At 42.6% G+C, this 24,779-nt stretch carries 31 protein-coding genes and 1 other annotated feature; all 31 genes read left to right on the top strand.

Going from position 1 to position 24,779, the window contains the following annotated elements:
- The first annotated feature begins 8 nt into the window (after positions 1 to 8).
- The 31 genes from rplK (at position 9) to rplR (ending at position 24,762) form a co-directional block, all read left to right on the top strand.
- Positions 9 to 434, top strand: coding sequence for a 50S ribosomal protein L11 (gene rplK, locus AU387_RS20135; RefSeq protein ID WP_003156430.1), 426 nt, complete (start codon positions 9 to 11; stop codon positions 432 to 434).
- 94 nt (positions 435 to 528) lie between these two features.
- A complete protein-coding gene (rplA, locus tag AU387_RS20130) occupies positions 529 to 1,227 on the top strand; it encodes a 50S ribosomal protein L1 (protein ID WP_003225765.1) in 699 nt (232 codons plus the stop codon).
- A gap of 47 nt (positions 1,228 to 1,274) precedes the next feature.
- Positions 1,275 to 1,414, top strand: a sequence feature (ribosomal protein L10 leader region).
- 64 nt (positions 1,415 to 1,478) lie between these two features.
- Positions 1,479 to 1,979 (top strand): 50S ribosomal protein L10, encoded by a 501-nt coding sequence (gene rplJ / locus AU387_RS20125; protein ID WP_044153425.1) that lies wholly within the window; start codon positions 1,479 to 1,481, stop codon positions 1,977 to 1,979.
- 43 nt (positions 1,980 to 2,022) lie between these two features.
- Positions 2,023 to 2,394, top strand: a complete 372-nt coding sequence (gene rplL, locus AU387_RS20120) for a 50S ribosomal protein L7/L12 (protein ID WP_003156436.1) — start codon at positions 2,023 to 2,025, stop codon at positions 2,392 to 2,394.
- A 90-nt stretch (positions 2,395 to 2,484) separates the two neighbouring features.
- Positions 2,485 to 3,090, top strand: coding sequence for a class I SAM-dependent methyltransferase (locus AU387_RS20115; protein ID WP_044153424.1), 606 nt, complete (start codon positions 2,485 to 2,487; stop codon positions 3,088 to 3,090).
- 249 nt (positions 3,091 to 3,339) lie between these two features.
- Entirely contained in the window at positions 3,340 to 6,921 is a 3,582-nt protein-coding gene (gene rpoB, locus AU387_RS20110; RefSeq protein ID WP_044153423.1) for a DNA-directed RNA polymerase subunit beta, read from the top strand.
- Positions 6,922 to 6,982: 61 nt separating this feature from the next.
- On the top strand, positions 6,983 to 10,582 hold the full coding sequence (gene rpoC, locus AU387_RS20105; RefSeq protein ID WP_044153421.1) for a DNA-directed RNA polymerase subunit beta': 3,600 nt from the start codon (positions 6,983 to 6,985) through the stop codon (positions 10,580 to 10,582).
- Positions 10,583 to 10,761: 179 nt separating this feature from the next.
- Positions 10,762 to 11,010 (top strand): 50S ribosomal protein L7ae-like protein, encoded by a 249-nt coding sequence (locus AU387_RS20100; protein ID WP_044153419.1) that lies wholly within the window; start codon positions 10,762 to 10,764, stop codon positions 11,008 to 11,010.
- A 114-nt stretch (positions 11,011 to 11,124) separates the two neighbouring features.
- The gene (rpsL, locus tag AU387_RS20095; protein WP_003156445.1) at positions 11,125 to 11,541 is read left to right on the top strand and encodes a 30S ribosomal protein S12; all 417 of its coding nucleotides are present in this window, start codon (positions 11,125 to 11,127) and stop codon (positions 11,539 to 11,541) included.
- Positions 11,542 to 11,582: 41 nt separating this feature from the next.
- Positions 11,583 to 12,053, top strand: a complete 471-nt coding sequence (rpsG, locus tag AU387_RS20090) for a 30S ribosomal protein S7 (RefSeq protein ID WP_003225784.1) — start codon at positions 11,583 to 11,585, stop codon at positions 12,051 to 12,053.
- Between the two features lie 52 nt (positions 12,054 to 12,105).
- On the top strand, positions 12,106 to 14,184 hold the full coding sequence (fusA, locus tag AU387_RS20085) for an elongation factor G (protein WP_044153418.1): 2,079 nt from the start codon (positions 12,106 to 12,108) through the stop codon (positions 14,182 to 14,184).
- A 119-nt stretch (positions 14,185 to 14,303) separates the two neighbouring features.
- The gene (gene tuf, locus AU387_RS20080) at positions 14,304 to 15,494 is read left to right on the top strand and encodes an elongation factor Tu (RefSeq protein WP_010332768.1); all 1,191 of its coding nucleotides are present in this window, start codon (positions 14,304 to 14,306) and stop codon (positions 15,492 to 15,494) included.
- 98 nt (positions 15,495 to 15,592) lie between these two features.
- Positions 15,593 to 16,531: an alpha/beta fold hydrolase gene (locus tag AU387_RS20075; RefSeq protein WP_059336712.1), complete on the top strand. Its 939-nt coding sequence runs from the start codon at positions 15,593 to 15,595 to the stop codon at positions 16,529 to 16,531.
- 259 nt (positions 16,532 to 16,790) lie between these two features.
- Positions 16,791 to 17,099, top strand: coding sequence for a 30S ribosomal protein S10 (gene rpsJ, locus AU387_RS20070; RefSeq protein WP_003156464.1), 309 nt, complete (start codon positions 16,791 to 16,793; stop codon positions 17,097 to 17,099).
- A 39-nt stretch (positions 17,100 to 17,138) separates the two neighbouring features.
- A complete protein-coding gene (rplC, locus tag AU387_RS20065) occupies positions 17,139 to 17,768 on the top strand; it encodes a 50S ribosomal protein L3 (RefSeq protein WP_059291697.1) in 630 nt (209 codons plus the stop codon).
- Positions 17,769 to 17,795: 27 nt separating this feature from the next.
- Positions 17,796 to 18,419 (top strand): 50S ribosomal protein L4, encoded by a 624-nt coding sequence (gene rplD / locus AU387_RS20060; protein ID WP_003242004.1) that lies wholly within the window; start codon positions 17,796 to 17,798, stop codon positions 18,417 to 18,419.
- Positions 18,419 to 18,706 (top strand): 50S ribosomal protein L23, encoded by a 288-nt coding sequence (gene rplW / locus AU387_RS20055; RefSeq protein ID WP_003225793.1) that lies wholly within the window; start codon positions 18,419 to 18,421, stop codon positions 18,704 to 18,706. Before rplD ends, rplW begins: the two co-directional genes overlap by 1 nt.
- Before the next feature lie 31 nt (positions 18,707 to 18,737).
- Positions 18,738 to 19,571: a 50S ribosomal protein L2 gene (gene rplB / locus AU387_RS20050; protein ID WP_003225795.1), complete on the top strand. Its 834-nt coding sequence runs from the start codon at positions 18,738 to 18,740 to the stop codon at positions 19,569 to 19,571.
- Positions 19,572 to 19,628: 57 nt separating this feature from the next.
- Positions 19,629 to 19,907, top strand: coding sequence for a 30S ribosomal protein S19 (rpsS, locus tag AU387_RS20045; RefSeq protein WP_003156472.1), 279 nt, complete (start codon positions 19,629 to 19,631; stop codon positions 19,905 to 19,907).
- A gap of 16 nt (positions 19,908 to 19,923) precedes the next feature.
- Positions 19,924 to 20,265 (top strand): 50S ribosomal protein L22, encoded by a 342-nt coding sequence (gene rplV / locus AU387_RS20040; protein WP_003156475.1) that lies wholly within the window; start codon positions 19,924 to 19,926, stop codon positions 20,263 to 20,265.
- A 3-nt stretch (positions 20,266 to 20,268) separates the two neighbouring features.
- Positions 20,269 to 20,925 (top strand): 30S ribosomal protein S3, encoded by a 657-nt coding sequence (gene rpsC, locus AU387_RS20035; protein WP_010332773.1) that lies wholly within the window; start codon positions 20,269 to 20,271, stop codon positions 20,923 to 20,925.
- A 1-nt stretch (position 20,926) separates the two neighbouring features.
- Positions 20,927 to 21,361 carry a 50S ribosomal protein L16 gene (gene rplP / locus AU387_RS20030; protein ID WP_003225801.1) on the top strand — a complete coding sequence of 145 codons (435 nt, stop codon included), beginning with the start codon at positions 20,927 to 20,929 and terminating at the stop codon, positions 21,359 to 21,361.
- On the top strand, positions 21,351 to 21,551 hold the full coding sequence (gene rpmC, locus AU387_RS20025; RefSeq protein WP_003156482.1) for a 50S ribosomal protein L29: 201 nt from the start codon (positions 21,351 to 21,353) through the stop codon (positions 21,549 to 21,551). The genes rplP and rpmC overlap by 11 nt, the downstream gene beginning before the upstream one ends.
- Positions 21,552 to 21,573: 22 nt before the next feature.
- A complete protein-coding gene (gene rpsQ, locus AU387_RS20020; protein WP_003178345.1) occupies positions 21,574 to 21,837 on the top strand; it encodes a 30S ribosomal protein S17 in 264 nt (87 codons plus the stop codon).
- A gap of 41 nt (positions 21,838 to 21,878) precedes the next feature.
- Positions 21,879 to 22,247, top strand: coding sequence for a 50S ribosomal protein L14 (gene rplN / locus AU387_RS20015; protein WP_003225805.1), 369 nt, complete (start codon positions 21,879 to 21,881; stop codon positions 22,245 to 22,247).
- Between the two features lie 36 nt (positions 22,248 to 22,283).
- Entirely contained in the window at positions 22,284 to 22,595 is a 312-nt protein-coding gene (gene rplX / locus AU387_RS20010; protein WP_003156486.1) for a 50S ribosomal protein L24, read from the top strand.
- A 25-nt stretch (positions 22,596 to 22,620) separates the two neighbouring features.
- On the top strand, positions 22,621 to 23,160 hold the full coding sequence (gene rplE / locus AU387_RS20005; RefSeq protein WP_044153413.1) for a 50S ribosomal protein L5: 540 nt from the start codon (positions 22,621 to 22,623) through the stop codon (positions 23,158 to 23,160).
- Between the two features lie 22 nt (positions 23,161 to 23,182).
- Positions 23,183 to 23,368 carry a 30S ribosomal protein S14 gene (gene rpsN / locus AU387_RS20000; RefSeq protein ID WP_003156488.1) on the top strand — a complete coding sequence of 62 codons (186 nt, stop codon included), beginning with the start codon at positions 23,183 to 23,185 and terminating at the stop codon, positions 23,366 to 23,368.
- Positions 23,369 to 23,398: 30 nt separating this feature from the next.
- Positions 23,399 to 23,797: a 30S ribosomal protein S8 gene (gene rpsH, locus AU387_RS19995; protein ID WP_010332776.1), complete on the top strand. Its 399-nt coding sequence runs from the start codon at positions 23,399 to 23,401 to the stop codon at positions 23,795 to 23,797.
- A gap of 30 nt (positions 23,798 to 23,827) precedes the next feature.
- The gene (gene rplF / locus AU387_RS19990; protein ID WP_010332777.1) at positions 23,828 to 24,367 is read left to right on the top strand and encodes a 50S ribosomal protein L6; all 540 of its coding nucleotides are present in this window, start codon (positions 23,828 to 23,830) and stop codon (positions 24,365 to 24,367) included.
- 32 nt (positions 24,368 to 24,399) lie between these two features.
- The gene (gene rplR, locus AU387_RS19985) at positions 24,400 to 24,762 is read left to right on the top strand and encodes a 50S ribosomal protein L18 (RefSeq protein ID WP_044153410.1); all 363 of its coding nucleotides are present in this window, start codon (positions 24,400 to 24,402) and stop codon (positions 24,760 to 24,762) included.
- The last annotated feature ends 17 nt before the right edge of the window (positions 24,763 to 24,779 follow it).

Below are 24,779 nucleotides of genomic sequence, written 5' to 3'. Positions count from 1 at the left end.
TGTGTCTCGTGGCTAAAAAAGTAGTAAAAGTTGTAAAATTGCAAATTCCTGCTGGAAAAGCTAACCCAGCGCCGCCAGTTGGACCTGCACTAGGTCAAGCCGGTGTTAATATCATGGGATTCTGTAAGGAGTTTAACGCTCGTACAGCTGACCAAGCTGGTTTAATCATTCCTGTTGAAATTTCGGTTTACGAAGACCGTTCATTTACATTTATTACAAAAACTCCGCCTGCTGCAGTATTGCTTAAAAAAGCAGCTGGAATTGAGTCTGGTTCTGGTGAACCAAACCGTAATAAAGTGGCAACCGTTAAGCGCGATAAAGTACGCGAAATCGCTGAAACGAAAATGCCTGACTTAAACGCAGCAGACGTTGAAGCGGCAATGCGCATGGTTGAAGGTACTGCACGCAGTATGGGTATTGTAATCGAGGATTAATTTGTTTCTTGTCGGGTTGCGAGTTTTCACAAGTTCGCAACCCTTATTCGTGGGAGGTTATTCCGCTATAACCACATAAGGAGGAAATTTTAAAATGGCTAAAAAAGGTAAAAAGTACGCAGAAGCTGCTAAGCTTGTAGATCGTGCGAAAGCTTACGATGTTTCTGAAGCAGTAGCTCTCGTTAAAAAAACAAACACAGCTAAATTCGACGCTACAGTTGAAGTTGCATTCCGTCTAGGGGTTGACCCTCGTAAAAACGACCAGCAAATCCGCGGAGCAGTTGTGCTTCCAAACGGAACTGGTAAAACTCAGCGCGTTCTCGTTTTCGCAAAAGGCGAAAAAGCGAAAGAAGCTGAAGCTGCTGGTGCAGATTACGTTGGAGATACTGACTACATCAACAAAATTCAACAAGGCTGGTTCGATTTCGATGTAATCGTAGCTACACCTGACATGATGGGTGAAGTTGGTAAAATCGGTCGTGTGCTTGGACCAAAAGGTTTAATGCCTAACCCTAAAACTGGTACAGTTACTTTCGAAGTTGAAAAAGCAATCGGCGAAATCAAAGCTGGTAAAGTTGAATACCGCGTTGATAAAGCTGGAAACATCCATGTTCCTATCGGTAAAGTTTCTTTCGAGGATGAAAAACTTGTTGAGAACTTCACAACAATGTATGATACAATCCTGAAAGCAAAACCTGCTGCAGCAAAAGGTGTTTACGTGAAAAACGTTGCTGTCACTTCTACTATGGGACCTGGTGTCAAAGTAGACGCTTCAACTTTCAACGTAAAATAATATTGACATGAATTCAACATTCTGATATGATTCAAAATGTTGTAAAATATAATATATCATTTATACCGTAGACAGTAGGGGCTTAACGGCTTAATATCCTACCGAGGTGTATATTATCACAGCTATTACGTTACGTATGCTTGTATATACAGCCTCCATGTCTCATGGAGGCTTTTTATATGGAATCCGTTTCTCAGTCGTGATCACCTGACGGTATAAGTGTTACACAAGAATCTACAGGAGGTGTAACCATGAGCAGCGCAATTGAAACAAAAAAAGTTGTTGTTGAAGAAATTGCTTCTAAATTAAAAGAAAGCAAATCAACGATCATCGTTGATTACCGCGGACTTAACGTTTCTGAAGTAACAGAACTTCGTAAACAGCTTCGTGAAGCTAACGTTGAGTTCAAAGTTTACAAAAACACAATGACTCGCCGTGCGGTTGAACAAGCTGAACTTGATGGTTTGAATGATGTCTTAACTGGACCGAATGCAATTGCATTCAGTACTGAGGATGTTGTCGCTCCAGCTAAAGTTCTTAACGAGTTTGCTAAACAGCATGAAGCTCTTGAAATCAAAGCTGGCGTTATCGAAGGTAAAGTTTCTACTGTTGAAGAAGTGAAAGCTCTTGCTGAACTTCCATCACGCGAAGGCTTGCTTTCTATGTTGCTTAGCGTACTTCAAGCTCCAGTTCGCAACCTTGCTCTTGCTGCAAAAGCTGTGGCAGATCAAAAGGAAGAACAAGGCGCTTAATCTAATCAGTTTTTAAAAATCAAAACAAATGGAGGAATTACAAATGGCTTTAAATATCGAAGAAATCATTGCTTCCGTTAAAGAAGCAACTGTACTTGAATTGAACGACCTAGTAAAAGCAATCGAAGAAGAATTTGGCGTAACTGCTGCTGCTCCTGTAGCTGTAGCTGGCGGAGCTGCTGCAGGCGGAGCTGCTGAAGAGCAAAGCGAATTCGACCTTATCCTTGCTGGTGCAGGTTCTCAAAAAATCAAAGTTATCAAAGTTGTACGTGAAATCACTGGTCTTGGCTTGAAAGAAGCTAAAGAACTTGTTGACAACACTCCAAAACCACTTAAAGAAGGTATTGCTAAAGAAGAAGCTGAAGAGCTTAAAGCTAAACTTGAAGAAGTTGGCGCTTCTGTAGAAGTTAAGTAATCTTCACTTGCCTGTAGGGGAAGCTCGCTTTTATGAGGCGGGCTTTTTCTTTGCCATTCTTTAAGTTATGAAAAAAAGGAGGTTCTAATAATGAGTGAGCACTATTATTCAGAAAAACCTTCAGTAAAAAGCAACAAACAAACATGGTCTTTTAGGCTTCGAAACAAGGAGTTTACGTTTACCAGCGACAGCGGTGTTTTTTCTAAAAAGGAAGTCGATTTTGGCTCGCGCCTGCTGGTCGAATCTTTTGAAGAGCCTGAAGTTGAGGGCAGCTTTCTAGATGTAGGCTGCGGCTATGGCCCGATTGGATTATCGCTGGCCAGTGACTTTAAAGACCGGACCATCCACATGATTGATGTTAATGAAAGAGCCGTAGAGTTATCAAATGAAAATGCAGAACAAAACGGAATAACAAACGCTGAGATTTACCAAAGCGATTTGTTTTCAAACGTTGACTCTGCTCAAACATTTGCTTCTATTCTTACAAATCCCCCAATCCGAGCCGGAAAAAAAGTTGTCCATGCTATCTTTGAGAAAAGCGCTGAACACTTAAAAGCTTCAGGTGAATTGTGGATCGTCATACAGAAAAAACAAGGTGCGCCTTCTGCCATTGAAAAGCTTGAGGAACTGTTCGAAGAAGTTTCTGTCGTTCAAAAAAAGAAAGGCTATTATATCATAAAAGCAAAAAAAGTTTGACTCGGTATTTTGGCTATGTTAATATTATAAAATGCCAATGTATATATTTAGATTGATATGATGAAATGTCAATATCTATGTATAATTTATACAAGTATGGAAATGCTAATAAAATCGGTATTTGTTTTTGGATGTGGTTTTCTTAATTAGAAACCCTTTTTTCTTTTGTCTTGTAAAAGTGTTTTCTTTCTTTCTTTGGAAGAAATGCTTATTACACATATAATACGCATGATTTGAGGGGTGAATCAGTTGACAGGTCAACTAGTTCAGTATGGACGACACCGCCAGCGCAGAAGCTATGCTCGCATTAGCGAAGTGTTAGAATTACCAAATCTCATTGAAATTCAAACCTCTTCTTATCAGTGGTTTCTTGATGAGGGTCTTAGAGAGATGTTTCAAGACATATCGCCAATTGAGGATTTCACTGGTAACCTCTCTCTTGAGTTCATTGATTACAGTTTAGGGGAGCCTAAATATCCTGTAGAGGAATCAAAAGAACGTGATGTGACTTACTCAGCTCCGCTAAGAGTGAAGGTTCGTTTAATTAACAAAGAAACTGGAGAGGTAAAAGACCAAGATGTCTTCATGGGGGATTTCCCTATTATGACAGATACAGGTACTTTTATCATTAACGGTGCGGAACGCGTTATTGTTTCCCAGCTTGTTCGGTCTCCAAGTGTATATTTCAGTGGTAAAGTAGACAAAAACGGTAAAAAAGGTTTTACCGCAACTGTCATTCCAAACCGTGGCGCATGGTTAGAATACGAAACTGATGCGAAAGATGTTGTTTATGTACGCATTGATCGCACACGTAAGTTGCCGGTTACGGTTCTTTTGCGTGCTCTCGGCTTCGGCTCCGATCAAGAGATTCTTGATCTTGTAGGAGAAAACGAATACCTGCGAAATACGCTTGATAAAGATAACACAGAAAACAGCGATAAAGCGCTGCTCGAAATCTACGAGCGCCTCCGTCCTGGAGAGCCGCCTACAGTGGAAAATGCGAAAAGCTTGCTTGATTCTCGTTTCTTTGATCCGAAACGATACGATCTTGCCAATGTAGGACGCTATAAAATTAATAAAAAGCTTCATATTAAAAATCGCCTCTTTAATCAGAGACTTGCTGAAACGCTTGTTGATCCTGAAACAGGAGAAATCCTGGCTGAAAAAGGTCAGATTCTTGATAGAAGAACACTTGATAAAGTACTGCCATACTTAGAAAACGGAATCGGTTTCAGAAAGCTGTATCCGAACGGCGGTGTTGTTGAGGACGAAGTAACGCTTCAATCCATTAAAATCTTTGCTCCTACTGATCAAGAAGGAGAACAGGTTATTAATGTCATCGGCAATGCTTACGTTGAAGAAGAGATTAAAAACATTACACCTGCTGATATCATTTCTTCTATCAGCTACTTCTTCAACTTGCTGCACGGAGTAGGCGACACAGATGATATTGACCATCTTGGAAACCGCCGTTTACGTTCTGTAGGTGAACTTCTCCAGAACCAATTCCGTATCGGTTTAAGCCGTATGGAGCGTGTGGTTCGTGAGAGAATGTCAATTCAAGATACGAATACAATTACACCTCAGCAGCTGATCAATATTCGTCCTGTTATTGCATCCATTAAAGAGTTCTTTGGAAGCTCTCAGCTTTCTCAATTCATGGACCAGACGAACCCGCTTGCTGAATTAACACATAAGCGCCGTCTGTCGGCTCTTGGACCGGGCGGATTGACACGTGAGCGTGCCGGAATGGAAGTGCGTGACGTTCACTACTCCCACTATGGCCGTATGTGTCCGATTGAAACGCCAGAGGGACCGAACATCGGTTTGATCAACTCGCTATCATCATATGCAAAAGTAAACCGTTTTGGCTTTATTGAAACGCCATATCGCCGCGTTGATCCTGAAACAGGAAAAGTGACGCCAAGAATCGATTATTTAACTGCTGATGAAGAAGATAACTACGTTGTCGCTCAGGCAAATGCACGACTCGATGACGAAGGTGCGTTTGTGGATGACAGCATTGTAGCCCGTTTCCGCGGAGAGAACACCGTTGTTCCTAGAAACCGTGTTGATTACATGGATGTATCGCCTAAGCAGGTAGTATCTGCTGCGACAGCATGTATCCCGTTCTTGGAAAACGATGACTCGAACCGTGCCCTAATGGGAGCGAACATGCAGCGTCAGGCTGTGCCTTTGATGCAGCCGGAAGCGCCATTTGTAGGAACTGGTATGGAATACGTATCAGGTAAAGACTCTGGTGCCGCTGTGATTTGTAAACACCCTGGTATCGTTGAACGTGTAGAAGCGAAAAACGTTTGGGTTCGCCGCTATGAAGAAGTAGACGGTCAAAAAGTAAAAGGAAACCTGGATAAATACAGCTTGCTGAAATTTGTCCGCTCTAACCAAGGTACTTGCTACAACCAGCGTCCGATCGTAAGTGTCGGCGATGAAGTGGTAAAAGGAGAAATCCTTGCTGACGGTCCTTCTATGGAGCTTGGTGAACTTGCGCTTGGCCGTAACGTAATGGTCGGCTTCATGACATGGGATGGCTACAACTATGAGGATGCCATCATCATGAGTGAACGTCTTGTGAAAGATGATGTTTATACATCTATTCACATTGAAGAATATGAATCAGAAGCACGTGATACTAAACTCGGGCCTGAAGAAATCACTCGCGATATTCCGAACGTCGGTGAAGATGCGCTTCGCAATCTTGATGACCGCGGAATTATCCGTATCGGGGCAGAAGTAAAAGACGGAGATCTTCTTGTTGGTAAAGTAACGCCTAAGGGTGTAACAGAACTTACTGCAGAAGAACGCCTTCTTCACGCTATCTTTGGTGAAAAAGCCCGCGAGGTTCGTGATACTTCTCTTCGTGTGCCTCACGGCGGCGGCGGAATTATTCACGATGTTAAAGTCTTCAACCGTGAGGACGGAGACGAACTTCCTCCAGGTGTAAACCAGTTAGTACGCGTATATATCGTTCAGAAACGTAAAATTTCTGAAGGGGATAAAATGGCCGGTCGTCACGGTAACAAAGGTGTTATCTCTAAGATTCTTCCTGAAGAGGATATGCCTTATCTTCCTGACGGCACACCAATTGATATCATGCTTAACCCGCTGGGCGTACCATCACGTATGAATATCGGGCAGGTATTAGAGCTTCATATGGGTATGGCCGCTCGTTACCTTGGCATCCACATTGCGTCACCGGTATTTGACGGAGCGCGTGAAGAGGATGTTTGGGAAACACTTGAAGAAGCCGGAATGTCTCGTGACGCTAAAACCGTTCTTTACGACGGACGTACCGGAGAGCCGTTTGATAACCGTGTATCTGTCGGCATCATGTACATGATTAAACTGGCTCACATGGTTGACGATAAACTTCATGCACGCTCTACAGGTCCTTACTCACTTGTTACGCAGCAGCCTCTTGGCGGTAAAGCTCAATTTGGCGGACAGCGTTTTGGTGAGATGGAGGTTTGGGCACTTGAAGCTTACGGTGCAGCTTACACTCTTCAAGAGATTCTGACTGTTAAGTCTGATGACGTGGTTGGACGTGTGAAAACATACGAAGCCATCGTTAAAGGCGACAACGTTCCTGAACCTGGTGTTCCGGAATCATTCAAAGTATTAATTAAAGAACTTCAAAGTTTAGGTATGGATGTGAAAATCCTTTCTAGCGATGAAGAAGAAATAGAAATGAGAGATTTAGAAGACGAAGAAGATGCAAAACAAGCTGACGGCCTGGCGTTATCAGGTGATGAAGAGCCGGAAGAAACAGCATCTGCAGACGTTGAACGCGATGTAGTAACAAAAGAATAATCTCTAGTTATAAAGGCAAGTGACATCGGTTAATCCGAAGATAAAAAGGGAGGTAGGCCCCTTGCTAGATGTGAACAATTTTGAGTATATGAACATCGGTCTTGCTTCACCGGATAAAATCCGTTCATGGTCTTTTGGTGAAGTGAAAAAGCCTGAAACGATAAACTATCGTACGTTAAAACCTGAAAAGGACGGTCTATTCTGCGAACGCATTTTCGGACCGACTAAGGACTGGGAATGTCATTGCGGGAAGTACAAGCGAGTTCGTTATAAAGGCGTAGTTTGTGACCGCTGCGGAGTTGAAGTAACACGGGCTAAAGTCCGTCGTGAGAGAATGGGGCACATTGAACTGGCTGCCCCAGTTTCCCACATTTGGTATTTCAAAGGTATCCCAAGCCGTATGGGTCTAGTGTTAGATATGTCGCCTCGTGCACTGGAAGAAGTTATTTACTTTGCTTCTTACGTTGTAACTGATCCGGCAAACACACCGCTTGAAAAGAAACAGCTTCTATCAGAAAAGGAATACCGTGCGTATCTTGATAAGTACGGTAATAAGTTCCAAGCATCTATGGGTGCGGAAGCGATTCATAAACTTCTTCAAGATATCGATCTTGTAAAAGAAGTTGATATGTTAAAAGAAGAGCTGAAAACATCTCAAGGACAGCGTCGTACTCGTGCGATCAAACGCCTTGAAGTTTTGGAAGCCTTCCGTAACTCAGGAAACAAGCCTTCTTGGATGATCCTTGATGTGCTTCCTGTTATTCCTCCTGAGCTCAGACCGATGGTTCAGCTTGATGGCGGACGTTTTGCGACTTCTGATTTGAACGACCTTTATCGTCGTGTCATCAACCGTAACAATCGTTTGAAACGCCTTTTAGACCTTGGTGCGCCTAGCATTATCGTTCAAAACGAAAAGCGTATGCTTCAAGAGGCTGTCGATGCTTTAATTGACAACGGCCGTCGCGGACGCCCTGTAACAGGTCCTGGTAACAGACCATTAAAATCTCTTTCTCACATGCTGAAAGGGAAGCAAGGCCGTTTCCGTCAAAACCTTCTTGGTAAACGTGTCGATTACTCCGGACGTTCTGTAATCGTCGTTGGTCCTCATTTGAAAATGTACCAATGCGGATTACCGAAGGAAATGGCGCTCGAACTTTTCAAACCTTTCGTTATGAAAGAGCTTGTTGAAAAGGGTCTTGCTCACAACATTAAGAGTGCGAAACGTAAAATTGAGCGCGTACAGCCTGAAGTATGGGATGTACTAGAATCAGTTATCAAGGAGCATCCGGTCCTTCTGAACCGTGCCCCTACGCTTCACAGATTAGGTATCCAAGCGTTTGAACCAACACTTGTTGAAGGACGCGCAATCCGTCTTCACCCGCTCGTATGTACAGCTTATAACGCTGACTTTGACGGTGACCAAATGGCGGTTCACGTACCATTATCTGCAGAAGCACAAGCTGAAGCACGCATCTTGATGCTTGCTGCTCAAAACATCTTGAACCCTAAAGATGGTAAACCGGTTGTTACACCGTCTCAGGATATGGTACTGGGTAACTATTACCTGACTCTGGAGCGTGCTGGTGCTGTCGGTGAAGGTATGGTCTTCAAGAATACGGATGAAGCGCTTCTTGCTTATCAAAACGGATATGTTCACCTTCATACGAGAGTGGCTGTTGCAGCGAACTCCCTTAAGAACGTGACATTTACCGAAGAGCAGCGCTCAAAATTGTTAATTACAACTGTCGGTAAACTGGTCTTCAATGAAATTCTTCCAGAATCATTCCCTTACATGAATGAACCAACGAAGAGCAACATTGAAGAGAAAACACCTGACCGTTTCTTCTTAGAAAAAGGTGCCGATGTAAAAGCTGCCATCGCACAGCAGCCAATCAATGCACCATTTAAAAAAGGTATTCTGGGTAAAATCATCGCGGAAATCTTTAAACGATTCCACATTACGGAAACGTCTAAAATGCTTGACCGCATGAAAAACCTAGGTTTCAGATATTCAACAAAAGCTGGTATTACAGTTGGGGTTTCTGATATCGTCGTTCTTGATGATAAACAAGAAATTCTTGAAGAAGCACAAGGCAAAGTTGATAACGTTATGAAGCAGTTCCGCCGCGGTCTGATCACTGAAGAAGAACGCTATGAGAGAGTTATCTCTATCTGGAGTTCTGCAAAAGACGTTATCCAAGGCAAACTGATGAAATCACTTGATGAGCTCAACCCGATCTACATGATGAGTGACTCTGGTGCCCGTGGTAACGCGTCTAACTTTACTCAGCTTGCCGGAATGCGCGGTCTGATGGCCAACCCGGCTGGACGTATCATTGAGTTACCGATCAAATCTAGTTTCCGTGAAGGTCTGACAGTATTGGAGTACTTTATCTCCACTCACGGTGCGCGTAAAGGTCTTGCCGATACCGCCCTTAAAACTGCTGACTCAGGTTACCTTACACGCCGTCTTGTTGACGTTGCACAGGATGTTATCATCCGTGAAACTGATTGCGGAACTGACCGAGGCATCCTTGCTCAACCGCTTAGAGAAGGCACTGAAATCATTGAGCGCTTAGAAGAACGCTTAATCGGCCGTTTTGCAAGAAAACAAGTGAAACACCCTGAAACAGGTGAAGTGCTTGTAAACGAAAACGAACTGATCGATGAAGATAAAGCGATTGAAATCGTTGAAGCCGGCATTGAAGAAGTGTGGATCCGTTCTGCCTTCACATGTAATACGCCTCATGGTGTATGTAAACGATGCTATGGCCGAAACCTTGCGACTGGTACCGATGTAGAAGTCGGAGAAGCAGTTGGAATCATCGCTGCCCAATCAATCGGTGAGCCTGGTACACAGTTAACAATGCGTACATTCCATACAGGCGGGGTTGCAGGAGACGATATCACACAGGGTCTTCCGCGTATCCAAGAGCTTTTCGAAGCGCGTAATCCAAAAGGTCAGGCAACAATTACCGAAATCGACGGTACAGTTGTTGAAATCAATGAAGTTCGCGACAAACAGCAGGAAATTGTGGTTCAAGGCGCAGTTGAAACACGCTCTTATACGGCACCATATAACTCCCGCTTAAAAGTAGCGGAAGGAGATAAAATTACTCGAGGCCAAGTGCTGACAGAAGGTTCAATCGATCCGAAAGAACTTCTTAAAGTGACTGACCTGACTACTGTTCAAGAGTATCTTCTTCATGAGGTTCAAAAGGTTTACCGTATGCAGGGTGTTGAAATCGGCGATAAACACGTAGAAGTAATGGTTCGCCAAATGCTTCGCAAAGTACGTGTGATTGATGCCGGTGAGACTGATGTGCTTCCTGGCTCATTACTTGATATTCACCAATTTACTGAAGCGAACAAAAAGGTATTGCTGGAAGGCAAACGTCCTGCTACAGGCCGTCCTGTCTTACTCGGTATTACCAAAGCTTCTCTTGAAACTGATTCATTCTTATCTGCTGCTTCCTTCCAGGAAACAACACGTGTCCTTACAGACGCAGCGATCAAAGGTAAGCGTGACGAACTTCTCGGCTTGAAAGAGAATGTTATCATCGGTAAGCTTGTTCCGGCTGGTACTGGAATGATGAAATACCGAAAAGTAAAACCTGTTTCAAATGTTCAGCCGACTGAGGACATGGTTCCGGTTGAATAACTGATATCATGCTGCTGAGAGACTGCAAAACAGTCTTTCAGCAGTCATATTTAAATAAAAAAATCACTCTATGAGAAGATAGAAACTAAAAAATGTCATACCTTGTTGACATTCGTCTCCTAGAATGATAATATAACCAAGGTGCTCGAAATAAACCTGTTACTTTGGAGGATATGTTTATGTCTTATGATAAAGTATCACAGGCCAAATCAATTATTATTGGTACGAAGCAAACAGTGAAAGCTCTAAAACGAGGTTCAGTAAAGGAAGTAGTCGTTGCAAAAGACGCGGATCCTATTCTTACGTCAAGTGTGATAACACTTGCGAAAGATAATGGGATTACTGTCTCAATGGTTGAATCCATGAAAAAGCTCGGCAAAGCCTGCGGAATTGAAGTAGGAGCAGCAGCTGTTGCCATTATGTTATAACGTACTTTTTGTTTTTGCGTGAGATTTATTCTCGTGTAAAGACATTGTTTTTTGCCTATTGATGAACCACCTGGGTATGTGGGTTATAAAACGTAATGAAGGGAGGAACAAAACATGCCTACAATTAATCAGCTAATTCGCAAAGGACGCGTGAGTAAAGTAGAAAACTCAAAGTCTCCTGCATTAAACAAAGGATACAACAGCTTTAAAAAAGAGCACACTAATGTATCTTCTCCACAAAAACGCGGGGTATGTACTCGTGTTGGTACAATGACACCGAAAAAACCGAACTCAGCACTTCGTAAATATGCTCGTGTTCGTTTAACTAACGGAATTGAGGTTACTGCTTACATTCCTGGTATCGGTCACAACCTGCAAGAGCACAGTGTTGTACTTATCCGCGGCGGACGTGTAAAAGACTTACCAGGGGTACGTTACCACATCGTTCGTGGTGCGCTTGACACTGCTGGAGTTGAAAACCGTGCGCAAGGCCGTTCTAAATACGGTACTAAACGTCCTAAAGCAAAATAATAAACGTATAAACGTATAATTGATGAAGGGAGGATATTCAGATGCCACGTAAAGGTCCTGTAGCAAAAAGAGACGTTTTACCTGATCCGATTTACAACTCTAAGCTTGTATCTCGTCTAATCAACAAAATGATGATCGACGGTAAAAAAGGTAAGTCTCAAACAATCCTATACAAGTCATTCGATATCATTAAAGAACGTACTGGCAATGATGCAATGGAGGTTTTCGAACAAGCATTGAAAAACATCATGCCTGTACTTGAAGTAAAAGCACGCCGTGTAGGTGGTGCGAACTACCAAGTTCCTGTAGAAGTTCGTCCTGAACGTCGTACTACTCTTGGACTTCGCTGGTTAGTTAACTATGCTCGTCTTCGCGGAGAAAAAACGATGGAAGAGCGTTTAGCTAACGAAATCCTTGACGCAGCTAACAACACTGGTGCTGCTGTTAAGAAACGTGAAGATACTCATAAGATGGCTGAAGCAAACAAAGCATTTGCTCACTATCGTTGGTAGGATTTATATACTAAAAAACACAATTTCCCAATAAGGAAGGAGAAATTACCCAATGGCAAGAGAGTTCTCCTTAGACAAAACTCGTAATATCGGGATCATGGCTCACATTGATGCCGGTAAAACGACTACTACAGAACGTATCTTGTTCTATACTGGTCGTATCCACAAAATTGGTGAAACTCATGAAGGAGCTTCACAAATGGACTGGATGGAGCAGGAACAAGAACGTGGTATCACAATCACTTCCGCTGCGACAACTGCACAGTGGAAAGGATACCGCGTAAACATCATCGATACTCCAGGACACGTAGACTTCACAGTTGAAGTTGAACGTTCTCTTCGTGTACTTGATGGTGCTGTTGCTGTACTTGACGCACAGTCTGGCGTTGAGCCTCAAACAGAAACTGTTTGGCGTCAAGCAACAACTTACGGAGTACCGCGTATCGTTTTCGTCAACAAAATGGACAAAATCGGTGCAGACTTCCTTTACTCTGTAGGAACTTTAAGAGATCGTCTTCAAGCTAACGCTCATGCAATTCAATTGCCGATCGGTGCTGAAGACAACTTCGAAGGTATCATTGACCTAGTAGAAAACGTTGCGTATTTCTACGAAGATGATCTTGGAACTCGTTCTGATGCGAAAGAAATCCCTGAAGAGTACAAAGAGCAAGCTGAAGAGCTTCGCAACAGCCTCATTGAAGCTGTATGTGAGCTTGATGAAGATCTTATGGACAAATACCTTGAGGGTGAAGAGATCACTATTGACGAGTTAAAAGCAGGTATCCGTAAAGGTACTTTAAATGTTGAATTCTACCCAGTTCTTGTTGGTTCTGCCTTCAAAAACAAAGGTGTTCAACTAGTACTTGATGCTGTTCTTGACTACCTTCCTGCACCAACAGACGTTGCTGCAATCAAAGGTATACGTCCTGATACAAATGAAGAGATTGAGCGTCATTCTTCTGATGACGAGCCATTCTCTGCACTAGCATTTAAAGTTATGACTGACCCTTACGTTGGTAAGCTGACGTTCTTCCGCGTGTACTCTGGAACACTTGATTCTGGTTCATACGTGAAAAACTCAACTAAAGGCAAACGTGAGCGTGTTGGACGTATCCTTCAAATGCACGCCAACAGCCGTGAAGAAATCGCTACTGTATATGCAGGCGATATCGCAGCTGCTGTAGGTCTAAAAGATACTTCTACTGGAGATACTCTATGTGATGAAAAGGATCTAGTTATCCTTGAATCAATGGAATTCCCAGAACCAGTTATCGACGTTGCAATTGAGCCTAAATCAAAAGCTGACCAAGATAAAATGGGTATCGCTTTAGCAAAACTTGCTGAAGAGGATCCAACATTCCGTACTCAAACAAACCCGGAAACTGGTCAGACAATCATCTCTGGTATGGGTGAGCTTCACCTTGATATCATTGTTGATCGTATGAAGCGTGAATTCAAAGTAGAAGCTAACGTTGGTGCTCCTCAAGTTGCGTACCGTGAAACATTCCGTTCCGGTGCAAAAGTTGAAGGTAAATTCGTACGTCAGTCTGGTGGACGCGGTCAGTTCGGTCACGTTTGGATTGAATTCGAACCAAACGAAGAAGGCGCTGGCTTTGAATTCGAAAATGCGATTGTCGGTGGGGTTGTTCCTCGTGAATACATCCCAGCTGTTCAAGCAGGTCTAGAAGATTCACTTGAAAATGGTGTATTAGCTGGATTCCCGCTTATCGACATTAAAGCAAAACTTTTTGATGGCTCTTACCATGATGTTGACTCAAACGAAATGGCGTTTAAAGTTGCTGCTTCTATGGCATTGAAAAATGCAGTCAGCAAATGTAACCCAGTTCTTCTTGAACCAATCATGAAAGTAGAAGTGGTTATTCCTGAAGAATACATGGGAGACATCATGGGTGATGTTACTTCTCGTCGCGGACGCGTAGAAGGTATGGAAGCTCGCGGTAACGCGCAAGTTGTTCGTGCGATGGTTCCTCTTGCTGAAATGTTCGGTTACGCTACTGCCCTTCGTTCTAACACGCAAGGTCGCGGTACGTTCACTATGCACATGGATCACTACGAAGAAGTGCCGAAGAGCATTGCTGAAGAAATTATCAAAAAAAATAAAGGCGAATAATTGATTTTGCCTCTTAACTCAAGTATAACTACTATTGTAAGATGAGGAAGTGAAAGCTTTCTTTCACTTCCTATCACTCTATACATTACTAATTAAAAGCTCTTAAGGAGGATTTTAGAATGGCTAAAGAAAAATTCGACCGTTCCAAATCACATGCCAATATCGGTACAATTGGACACGTTGACCATGGTAAAACAACTTTAACTGCTGCTATCACAACAGTACTTCATAAGAAATCTGGTAAAGGTACAGCTATGGCGTACGATCAAATTGATGGTGCACCAGAAGAACGTGAGCGCGGTATCACAATCTCTACTGCACACGTTGAGTATGAAACTGAAACTCGTCACTATGCACACGTTGACTGCCCAGGACACGCTGACTATGTTAAAAACATGATCACTGGTGCTGCGCAAATGGACGGAGCTATCCTAGTAGTATCTGCTGCTGATGGCCCAATGCCACAAACTCGTGAGCACATCCTTCTTTCTAAAAACGTTGGTGTACCATACATCGTTGTATTCTTAAACAAATGCGACATGGTAGACGACGAAGAGCTTCTTGAACTAGTTGAAATGGAAGTTCGCGATCTTCTTAGCGAATACGACTTCCCTGGTGATGATGTACCAGTTATCAAAGGTTCTGCTCTTAAAGCTCTTGAAGGAGATGCTGAGTACGAAGCGAAAATCTTCGAACTTATGGATGCAGTTGATGAGTACATCCCAACTCCAGAACGTGACACTGAAAAACCATTCATGATGCCAGTTGAGGACGTATTCTCAATCACTGGTCGTGGTACAGTTGCTACTGGACGTGTTGAGCGTGGACAAGTTAAAGTCGGTGACGAAGTTGAAATCATCGGTCTTCAAGAAGAAAACAGCAAAACAACTGTTACTGGTGTTGAAATGTTCCGTAAGCTTCTTGATTACGCTGAAGCTGGAGACAACATTGGAGCCCTTCTTCGCGGTGTAGCTCGTGAAGATATCCAACGTGGTCAAGTACTTGCTAAACCAGGTACAATCACTCCACACAGCAAATTCAAAGCTGAAGTTTACGTTCTTTCTAAAGAAGAGGGTGGACGTCATACTCCATTCTTCTCTAACTACCGTCCTCAGTTCTACTTCCGTACAACTGACGTAACTGGTATCATTCATCTTCCAGAAGGCGTAGAAATGGTTATGCCTGGAGACAACACTGAAATGAACGTTGAGCTTATCTCTACAATCGCTATCGAAGAAGGAACTCGTTTCTCTATTCGTGAAGGCGGACGTACTGTTGGTTCAGGCGTTGTTTCTACAATCACTGAGTAATAGTATATTGAAAACGAGACCCTTTGGGTCTCGTTTTTTTGTGTACTTTTTTGTTTGCTTGTATAATAAGGTTTATCTTATTTGAGGAGCTATGGGTTATGAGTGAAAACACATCAATTTCTTTCATGAAAAAACTGAGGATCGAAAATACGAAGCAGATGCTCATGATCAATGGAAATGATAAAGCAAACCCATTGCTGCTTTTTTTACATGGTGGACCCGGAACTTCCCAAATCGGATTTATCAGGAGCTATCAAAAGGAACTGGAACAGCACTTTACAGTTGTAAATTGGGATCAAAGGGGTTCGGGTCTTTCCTATACTAAACAGATTCCGCAGAGTTCAATGACAATCAGTCAAATCATTAAAGACACTATTCAAGTTACTGAATGGCTCTTAGATTATTTTTCAAAAACAAAAGTGTACCTTGCAGGTCACTCTTGGGGTTCGCTGCTGGCTCTTCATGTACTGCAAGAGAGGCCGGATCTTTTTCACGCTTATTATGGAATCAGTCAGGTCACTAATACTCAGCTGGAAGAAAAAACGGCCTATGATTCTCTGCGCAAGACAAATCGCTTTCTTTCAGTAGCCTTAGGCTTACTCGGCCCTCCACCTTGGAACAAGAAAATTCAGCACTTCATCTTTCGAGTCTGTATTGAACTGAGCAGGGGAGGATTCACTCATCATCGCCGGCACATTCTTACAGTATTGTATCAGTTGCTTGCTGGAAATGAGTATGGAATAAAAAACATCTCTCGTTTCATCAGAGGACAGCGCTTCAGCGCAAAGTATTTAACAGATGATTTATTTCGTTTTGATGCATTTAATTCAGTTTCTTCTATTAAAGTACCGAGCTTTTTTATTTCGGGGAGACATGATTTGATTGTTCCTGCTGAAACATCGAAACAGTATTATCAGTTTGTGGATGCTCCTGAAAAACGCTGGCATTATTTTAAAAACTCCGCTCACACGCCGCATATCGAGGAGCCATCATTATTTGCCAATACTCTGAGTAAACACGCAGTGTACCACTTATGATAGAAGAAAATTCCCTTATTCACTCGCTTCTTGATAAATAAGAAAAACACCTGTATAATACTAAAAGTGTGCAAATCATGCATATTCTAAATAAGTCTTGCAACATACGTCTATTTTCTGTATAATGGTGTATGTTGGTCTTTGACTGCGATGAAGTGAGAGGTTGCTGACACACCCGGCCGCTTTGCCATGGCAAGGTGTTCAGGTTTTTCTCACGGAGAACTGTCTAACGTGAAGTAGGCGAAAAGGAGGGAAAATAATGGCAAAACAAAAAATTCGTATTCGTTTGAAAGCATATGATCATAGAATCCTTGATCAATCTGCAGAGAAGATTGTTGAAACGGCAAAACGTTCTGGTGCCAGCGTATCTGGTCCGATTCCGTTGCCAACTGAAAAATCAGTTTACACAATCCTTCGTGCGGTGCACAAATACAAAGATTCTCGTGAGCAATTTGAAATGCGTACACATAAACGTTTAATCGACATTGTGAACCCAACACCACAAACTGTTGATGCGCTCATGCGATTAGACTTACCATCTGGTGTCGATATCGAAATTAAACTTTAATTCTAAAATATAGAATGATCTTAATAGGAGGTGTGACGAATGACCAAAGGAATCTTAGGAAGAAAAATTGGTATGACGCAAGTATTCGCAGAAAACGGTGATCTTATTCCGGTAACTGTTATTGAAGCTGCTCCGAACGTTGTTCTCCAAAAGAAAACAGCTGAAAACGACGGCTACGAAGCAATCCAGCTTGGTTTTGACGACAAGCGCGAAAAGCTTTCTAACAAACCTGAACAAGGACACGTTGCTAAAGCGGAAACTGCTCCTAAGCGCTTCGTAAAAGAATTACGCGGAGTGGAAATGGATGCGTATGAAGTTGGTCAGGAAGTCAAGGTTGAAATTTTCTCTGCTGGAGAAATCGTAGATGTAACAGGAGTATCTAAAGGTAAAGGTTTCCAAGGTGCGATCAAGCGCCACGGACAATCTCGCGGACCTATGTCTCACGGTTCACGCTACCACCGTCGTCCTGGTTCAATGGGACCTGTAGATCCTAACCGTGTATTCAAAGGTAAATTATTGCCTGGACGTATGGGCGGAGAGCAGATCACTGTTCAAAACCTTGAAGTCGTAAAAGTTGATGCGGAACGCAATCTTCTTTTGATCAAAGGTAACGTACCTGGTGCGAGAAAATCTTTAATCACTGTTAAAAGTGCTGTTAAATCTAAATAACTCTCTTAGGAAAGGAGGAAATTGATCATGCCAAAAGTAGCATTATACAACCAAAACGGTTCTACTGCTGGTGACATCGAATTAAACGCTTCTGTATTTGGTATCGAGCCAAATGAGAGTGTTGTATTCGACGCTATTCTTATGCAAAGAGCTTCCTTACGTCAAGGATCTCACAAAGTAAAAAATCGTTCTGAAGTACGCGGCGGAGGTCGTAAACCATGGCGTCAAAAAGGTACTGGACGTGCCCGTCAAGGTTCTATCCGTTCACCGCAATGGCGCGGAGGTGGTGTCGTATTCGGCCCAACACCACGCAGCTATTCTTATAAATTACCTAAAAAAGTTCGCCGCTTGGCAATCAAATCAGTATTGTCTTCTAAAGTAAACGACAACAACATCATCGTACTTGAAGATCTTACTCTTGATACGGCTAAAACAAAAGAAATGGCAGCTATCCTTAAAGGATTATCTGTTGAGAAAAAAGCTTTAATCGTAACTGCAGATGCTAACGAAGCAGTAGCTTTATCTGCTCGCAACATTCCTGGAGTTACTGTAGTTGAAGCTAACGGAATCAACGTTTTAGACGTTGTCAACCACGAGAAGCTTCTGATTACAAAAGCAGCGGTTGAAAAAGTAGAGGAGGTGCTTGCATAATGAAAGATCCTCGTGATGTTCTAAAGCGCCCCGTCATTACTGAACGTTCTGCTGATTTAATGGCTGAAAAGAAATATACTTTTGAAGTTGATGTAAGAGCTAATAAAACAGAAGTGAAAGACGCGGTTGAAAGCATCTTTGGAGTGAAGGTTGACAAAGTCAACATCATGAACTACAAAGGTAAATCAAAACGTGTCGGACGCTATACTGGTATGACTAGCCGTCGCAGAAAAGCGATCGTAAAACTTACTGCAGACAGCAAAGAAATCGAAATTTTTGAAGCTTAATTATCTGTAAAAAGAAGGAGGGAAATTCAAAATGGCGATTAAAAAGTATAAACCGACCTCTAATGGACGTCGTGGCATGACAACTTCAGACTTTGCTGAAATCACGACTGACAAGCCGGAAAAATCCTTGCTTGCTCCCCTTCACAAAAAAGGCGGACGTAACAACCAAGGTAAATTGACTGTACGTCACCAAGGTGGCGGACATAAACGCCAATACCGTGTTATCGACTTCAAACGCGATAAAGATGGTATACCTGGACGCGTTGCTACAGTTGAATACGATCCAAACCGTTCAGCTAACATCGCTCTAATCAACTATGCAGACGGAGAAAAACGTTACATTCTTGCTCCAAAAGGAATTCAAGTGGGTACTGAAATCATGTCAGGTCCAGAAGCTGACATCAAAGTAGGTAATGCACTTCCACTTATCAACATCCCTGTTGGTACAGTTGTGCATAACATTGAATTAAAACCTGGCAAAGGCGGACAGCTTGTACGTTCAGCTGGTACATCTGCTCAGGTTCTTGGTAAAGAAGGTAAATACGTTCTTGTACGTCTTAACTCTGGAGAAGTTCGCATGATTCTTTCTGCTTGCCGTGCTTCTATCGGTCAAGTAGGTAACGAACAGCACGAACTTATCAACATTGGTAAAGCTGGACGTTCTCGCTGGAAAGGCATCCGTCCAACAGTTCGTGGTTCTGTAATGAACCCTAACGATCACCCACACGGTGGTGGTGAAGGACGTGCGCCAATCGGACGTAAATCACCAATGTCTCCATGGGGCAAACCAACTCTTGGATTCAAGACACGTAAGAAAAAGAACAAATCTGATAAATTTATCGTACGTCGTCGCAAAAATAAATAACGGGGTTGTCTACGGTTCACTTCGGACCGTAGTGCAATCACGAAGGGAGGTTCCAAAATGGCTCGCAGCTTGAAAAAAGGACCATTTGTCGATGGACACTTGATGACAAAAATCGAGAAATTAAATGAAACAGACAAGAAACAAGTCGTAAAAACTTGGTCTCGTCGTTCTACTATTTTCCCACAGTTTATTGGTCACACAATCGCAGTCTATGACGGACGTAAACACGTGCCTGTATTCATCTCTGAAGATATGGTAGGGCATAAGTTGGGTGAATTCGCTCCAACTCGTACGTACAAAGGCCATGCTAGTGATGACAAAAAAACAAGACGCTAAGAGAGGAGGCTTTTAAATGCAAGCTAAAGCTGTTGCAAGAACAGTCCGTATTGCTCCTCGTAAAGCACGTCTAGTAATGGACCTGATTCGAGGCAAGCAAGTAGGTGAAGCAGTGTCAATCTTGAACCTAACACCGAGAGCTGCTTCTCCAATTATCGAGAAAGTATTAAAATCCGCTATTGCAAATGCTGAGCATAACTATGAAATGGACGCTAATAACCTGGTTATTTCTCAAGCATTCGTTGACGAAGGCCCTACGTTAAAAAGATTCCGCCCACGTGCTATGGGACGTGCGAGCCAAATCAACAAACGTACGAGCCACATTACAATCGTTGTATCAGAAAAGAAGGAGGGATAAGTAGTGGGTCAAAAGGTAAATCCAGTCGGTCTTCGTATCGGAGTCATTCGTGATTGGGAATCTAAGTGGTACGCTGGTAAAGATTACGCTGACTTCCTGCACGAAGATTTAAGAATTCGTGAATACATTAGCAAACGACTTTCTGACGCTTCTGTTTCTAAAGTTGAAATCGAGCGCGCAGCAAATCGTGTTAACATTACGATCCACACAGCTAAGCCTGGTATGGTTATCGGTAAAGGCGGTTCTGAAGTTGAAGCACTTCGTAAAGCCCTTAACAGCCTTACTGGCAAGCGTGTACACATTAACATTCTTGAAATCAAAAGAGCAGATCTTGATGCACAGCTAGTTGCTGACAACATCGCTCGTCAATTAGAAAACCGTGTTTCTTTCCGCCGTGCGCAGAAACAACAAATCCAACGCACAATGCGTGCTGGAGCACAAGGTGTGAAAACAATGGTTTCTGGTCGTCTTGGCGGTGCAGATATCGCTCGTTCTGAATACTACAGTGAAGGAACTGTTCCATTGCACACATTACGTGCGGACATTGACTATGCAACATCTGAAGCTGACACTACTTACGGTAAGCTTGGTGTAAAAGTCTGGATCTATCGTGGAGAGGTTCTTCCTACTAAGAAGAAAACTGAGGAAGGAGGAAAATAATATGTTATTACCTAAACGCGTTAAATATCGCAGAGAGCATCGCGGAAAAATGCGTGGCCGTGCGAAAGGCGGTACTGAAGTACATTTCGGTGAGTTCGGTATCCAAGCTCTAGAAGCTTCTTGGATCACTAACCGTCAAATCGAAGCTGCCCGTATTGCGATGACTCGTTACATGAAACGTGGCGGTAAAGTTTGGATCAAAATTTTCCCTTCTAAACCTTACACTGCTAAACCACTTGAGGTACGTATGGGATCCGGTAAAGGGGCTCCAGAAGGTTGGGTAGCTGTTGTAAAACCGGGCAAAGTTTTATTTGAGATTTCTGGTGTGTCTGAAGAGGTTGCTCGTGAAGCACTTCGTCTTGCATCTCACAAATTGCCAATTAAAACGAAGTTCGTAAAACGTGAAGAAATTGGTGGTGAATCAAATGAAAGCTAATGAAATTCGTGACCTTACCACTGCTGAAATTGAACAAAAAGTAAAGTCTCTTAAAGAAGAACTTTTCAATCTTCGCTTTCAATTAGCGACAGGACAACTTGAAAATACTGCTCGCATTCGTGAAGTGCGCAAAGCTATCGCGCGCATGAAAACTGTGATTCGTGAAAGAGAAATTGCTGCTAATAAATAATCACTGAGGGGAGGTCGTGAGCATGAGCGAACGTAACCAACGCAAAGTTTACCAAGGCCGTGTTGTTTCTGACAAAATGGATAAAACCATCACTGTTGTTGTTGAAACATACAAGAAACATTCACTTTACGGTAAACGCGTAAAATACTCAAAGAAATTCAAAGCACATGATGAAAATAATCAAGCGAAAATCGGTGACATCGTAAAGATCATGGAAACTCGTCCATTGTCTGCAACTAAGCGTTTCCGTCTAGTTGAAGTTGTCGAAGAAGCTGTTATTATCTAATAAAGTTCGGAATTCTTTTTTCCGAAGGGAGGTAACAAATAATGATTCAACAAGAGACTCGTTTAAAAGTAGCTGACAACTCTGGCGCACGTGAAGTACTTACTATTAAAGTTCTTGGTGGTTCTGGTCGTAAAACAGCTAACATTGGTGATGTAATTGTTTGCACGGTTAAACAAGCAACACCAGGAGGCGTTGTCAAAAAAGGTGAAGTCGTAAAAGCTGTTATCGTTCGCACTAAAAGCGGAGCGCGCAGAAGTGACGGTTCATACATCAGCTTCGATGAGAATGCATGTGTTATCATCCGTGACGACAAGAGCCCGCGTGGAACTCGTATCTTCGGACCAGTTGCTCGTGAATTGCGTGAAAACAACTTTATGAAAATTGTTTCTCTAGCTCCAGAAGTTATCTAATGAAATAAATGCCTTATTCAAGGAGGTGCGATCAGGATGCATGTAAAAAAAGGCGATAAAGTTATGGTTATCTCTGGTAAAGATAAAGGCAAACAAGGAACAATCCTTGCTGCTTTCCCTAAAAAGGACCGCGTTTTAGTTGAAGGTGTTAACATGGTAAAGAAACACTCTAAACCAACTCAAGCTAACCCTCAAGGCGGTATTTCTAATCAAGAGGCGCCAATTCATGTATCAAACGTTATGCCGCTCGATCCTAAAACAGGTGAAGTGACTCGCGTAGGATACAAAGTGGAAGATGGCAAAAAAGTTCGTGTAGCAAAAAAATCTGGGCAAGTTCTAGATAAATAGTATTAAAGGAAGGGAGGTCTATCTCATGAACCGCCTTAAAGAAAAGTACAATAAAGAAATTGCACCTGCTTTAATGACTAAGTTCAACTATGACTCAGTTATGCAAGTGCCTAAAATTGAAAAAATCGTAATCAACATGGGTGTTGGTGACGCTGTTCAAAACGCAAAAGCAATCGACAGTGCTGTTGAAGAATTAACGTTTATCGCAGGTCAAAAACCTGTCGTTACTCGTGCGAAGAAATCAATTGCTGGATTCCGTCTTCGTGAAGGAATGCCTATCGGTGCGAAAGTAACTCTTCGCGGAGAGCGCATGTATGATTTCCTTGATAAACTTATTTCTGTATCTTTACCGCGTGTACGTGACTTCCGCGGGGTTTCTAAAAAATCTTTCGACGGTCGCGGTAACTACACACTTGGTATCAAAGAACAGTTAATCTTCCCTGAAATTGACTACGATAAAGTAACAAAGGTTCGCGGAATGGACATCGTTATTGTAACGACTGCTAATTCTGATGAAGAGGCTCGTGAGCTATTAACTCAAGTAGGTATGCCGTTCCAGAAATAATCAATGAAAGGGAGGCGAAATCGTGGCTAAGAAGTCAATGATTGCGAAACAACAACGTACACCAAAGTTTAAAGTACAAGAGTACACTCGCTGTGAACGCTGCGGACGTCCGCATTCAGTCATTCGTAAATTTAAACTTTGCCGTATTTGTTTCCGTGAGCTTGCATATAAAGGACAAATTCCTGGCGTGAAAAAAGCCAGCTGGTAATCCCCAAGAAAGGGAAGGAGGTAATTATTAATGGTTATGACAGATCCAATTGCAGATATGCTGACTCGTATTCGTAATGCAAACATGGTACGTCATGAGAAGCTTGAAATTCCTGCTTCTAAATTGAAAAGAGAAATTGCTGAAATTTTAAAGCGTGAAGGTTTCATTCGTGACGTTGAGTTCGTAGAAGACAGTAAACAAGGTATCATCCGCGTTTTCTTGAAATACGGACAAAATAACGAGCGCGTAATCACTGGTCTTAAAAGAATCAGCAAACCTGGTTTGCGTGTTTATGCTAAATCTAATGAAGTACCGCGTGTACTTAACGGTCTAGGAATCGCAATTCTTTCTACATCACATGGCGTTTTAACGGACAAAGAAGCCCGTGCAAAACAAGCTGGTGGAGAAGTATTAGCATACGTTTGGTAAAAAAGTTTAACATGAATGGAGGTGTTTGGTATGTCTCGTGTAGGTAAGAAGCTACTTGAGATTCCTTCTGATGTTACAGTAACGTTAAACGATAACAATACTGTAGCTGTGAAAGGACCAAAAGGAGAATTAACTCGTACGTTTCACCCTGATATGGAGATTAAAATAGAGGACAATGTGCTTACAGTCGCTCGTCCTTCTGATCAAAAAGAGCACCGTGCCTTGCATGGTACGACTCGCAGTCTGCTTGGCAACATGGTGGAAGGCGTATCTAAAGGATTTGAAAGAGGTTTGGAATTAGTCGGTGTCGGTTACCGTGCGTCTAAATCCGGAAATAAACTTGTTTTAAACGTTGGATACTCTCACCCTGTTGAGATCGTCCCTGAAGAAGGCATCGATATCGAAGTTCCTTCTCAAACTAAAGTAGTCGTTAAAGGTACAGACAAAGAACGTGTAGGAGCTATTGCTGCTAACATTCGCGCTGTCCGTTCTCCAGAGCCTTACAAAGGTAAAGGAATCCGCTACGAAGGTGAAGTTGTTCGCCGTAAAGAAGGTAAATCTGCTAAGTAAGATCGCTTAAAGTGAAGAAAGGAGTGACCTAGATGATTACGAAAACTAGCAAAAATGCTGCTCGTCTTAAAAGACACGCTCGTGTTCGCGCTAAACTTTCTGGTACTGCTGAAAGACCGCGTCTTAACGTTTTCCGTTCAAACAAGCACATTTACGCTCAAATCATCGATGATGTAAATGGTGTAACACTTGCTAGTGCATCTACTCTCGATAAAGACTTGAACGTTGAAAGCACTGGAGATACTTCAGCTGCTGCTAAAGTTGGAGAATTAGTTGCAAAACGCGCTGCTGAAAAAGGCGTTTCTGACGTAGTATTTGACCGTGGCGGATACTTATACCATGGACGTGTAAAAGCTTTGGCTGATGCCGCTCGTGAAGCTGGACTTAAATTTTAATAAAAGAAGGAGGGACA

This window comes from Bacillus halotolerans, from assembly GCF_001517105.1.
In the GTDB taxonomy this organism is placed as follows: domain Bacteria; phylum Bacillota; class Bacilli; order Bacillales; family Bacillaceae; genus Bacillus; species Bacillus halotolerans.
The sequence above is the reverse complement of the archived record's forward strand: the minus strand, read 5'-3'. Positions and strand labels throughout refer to the sequence as shown.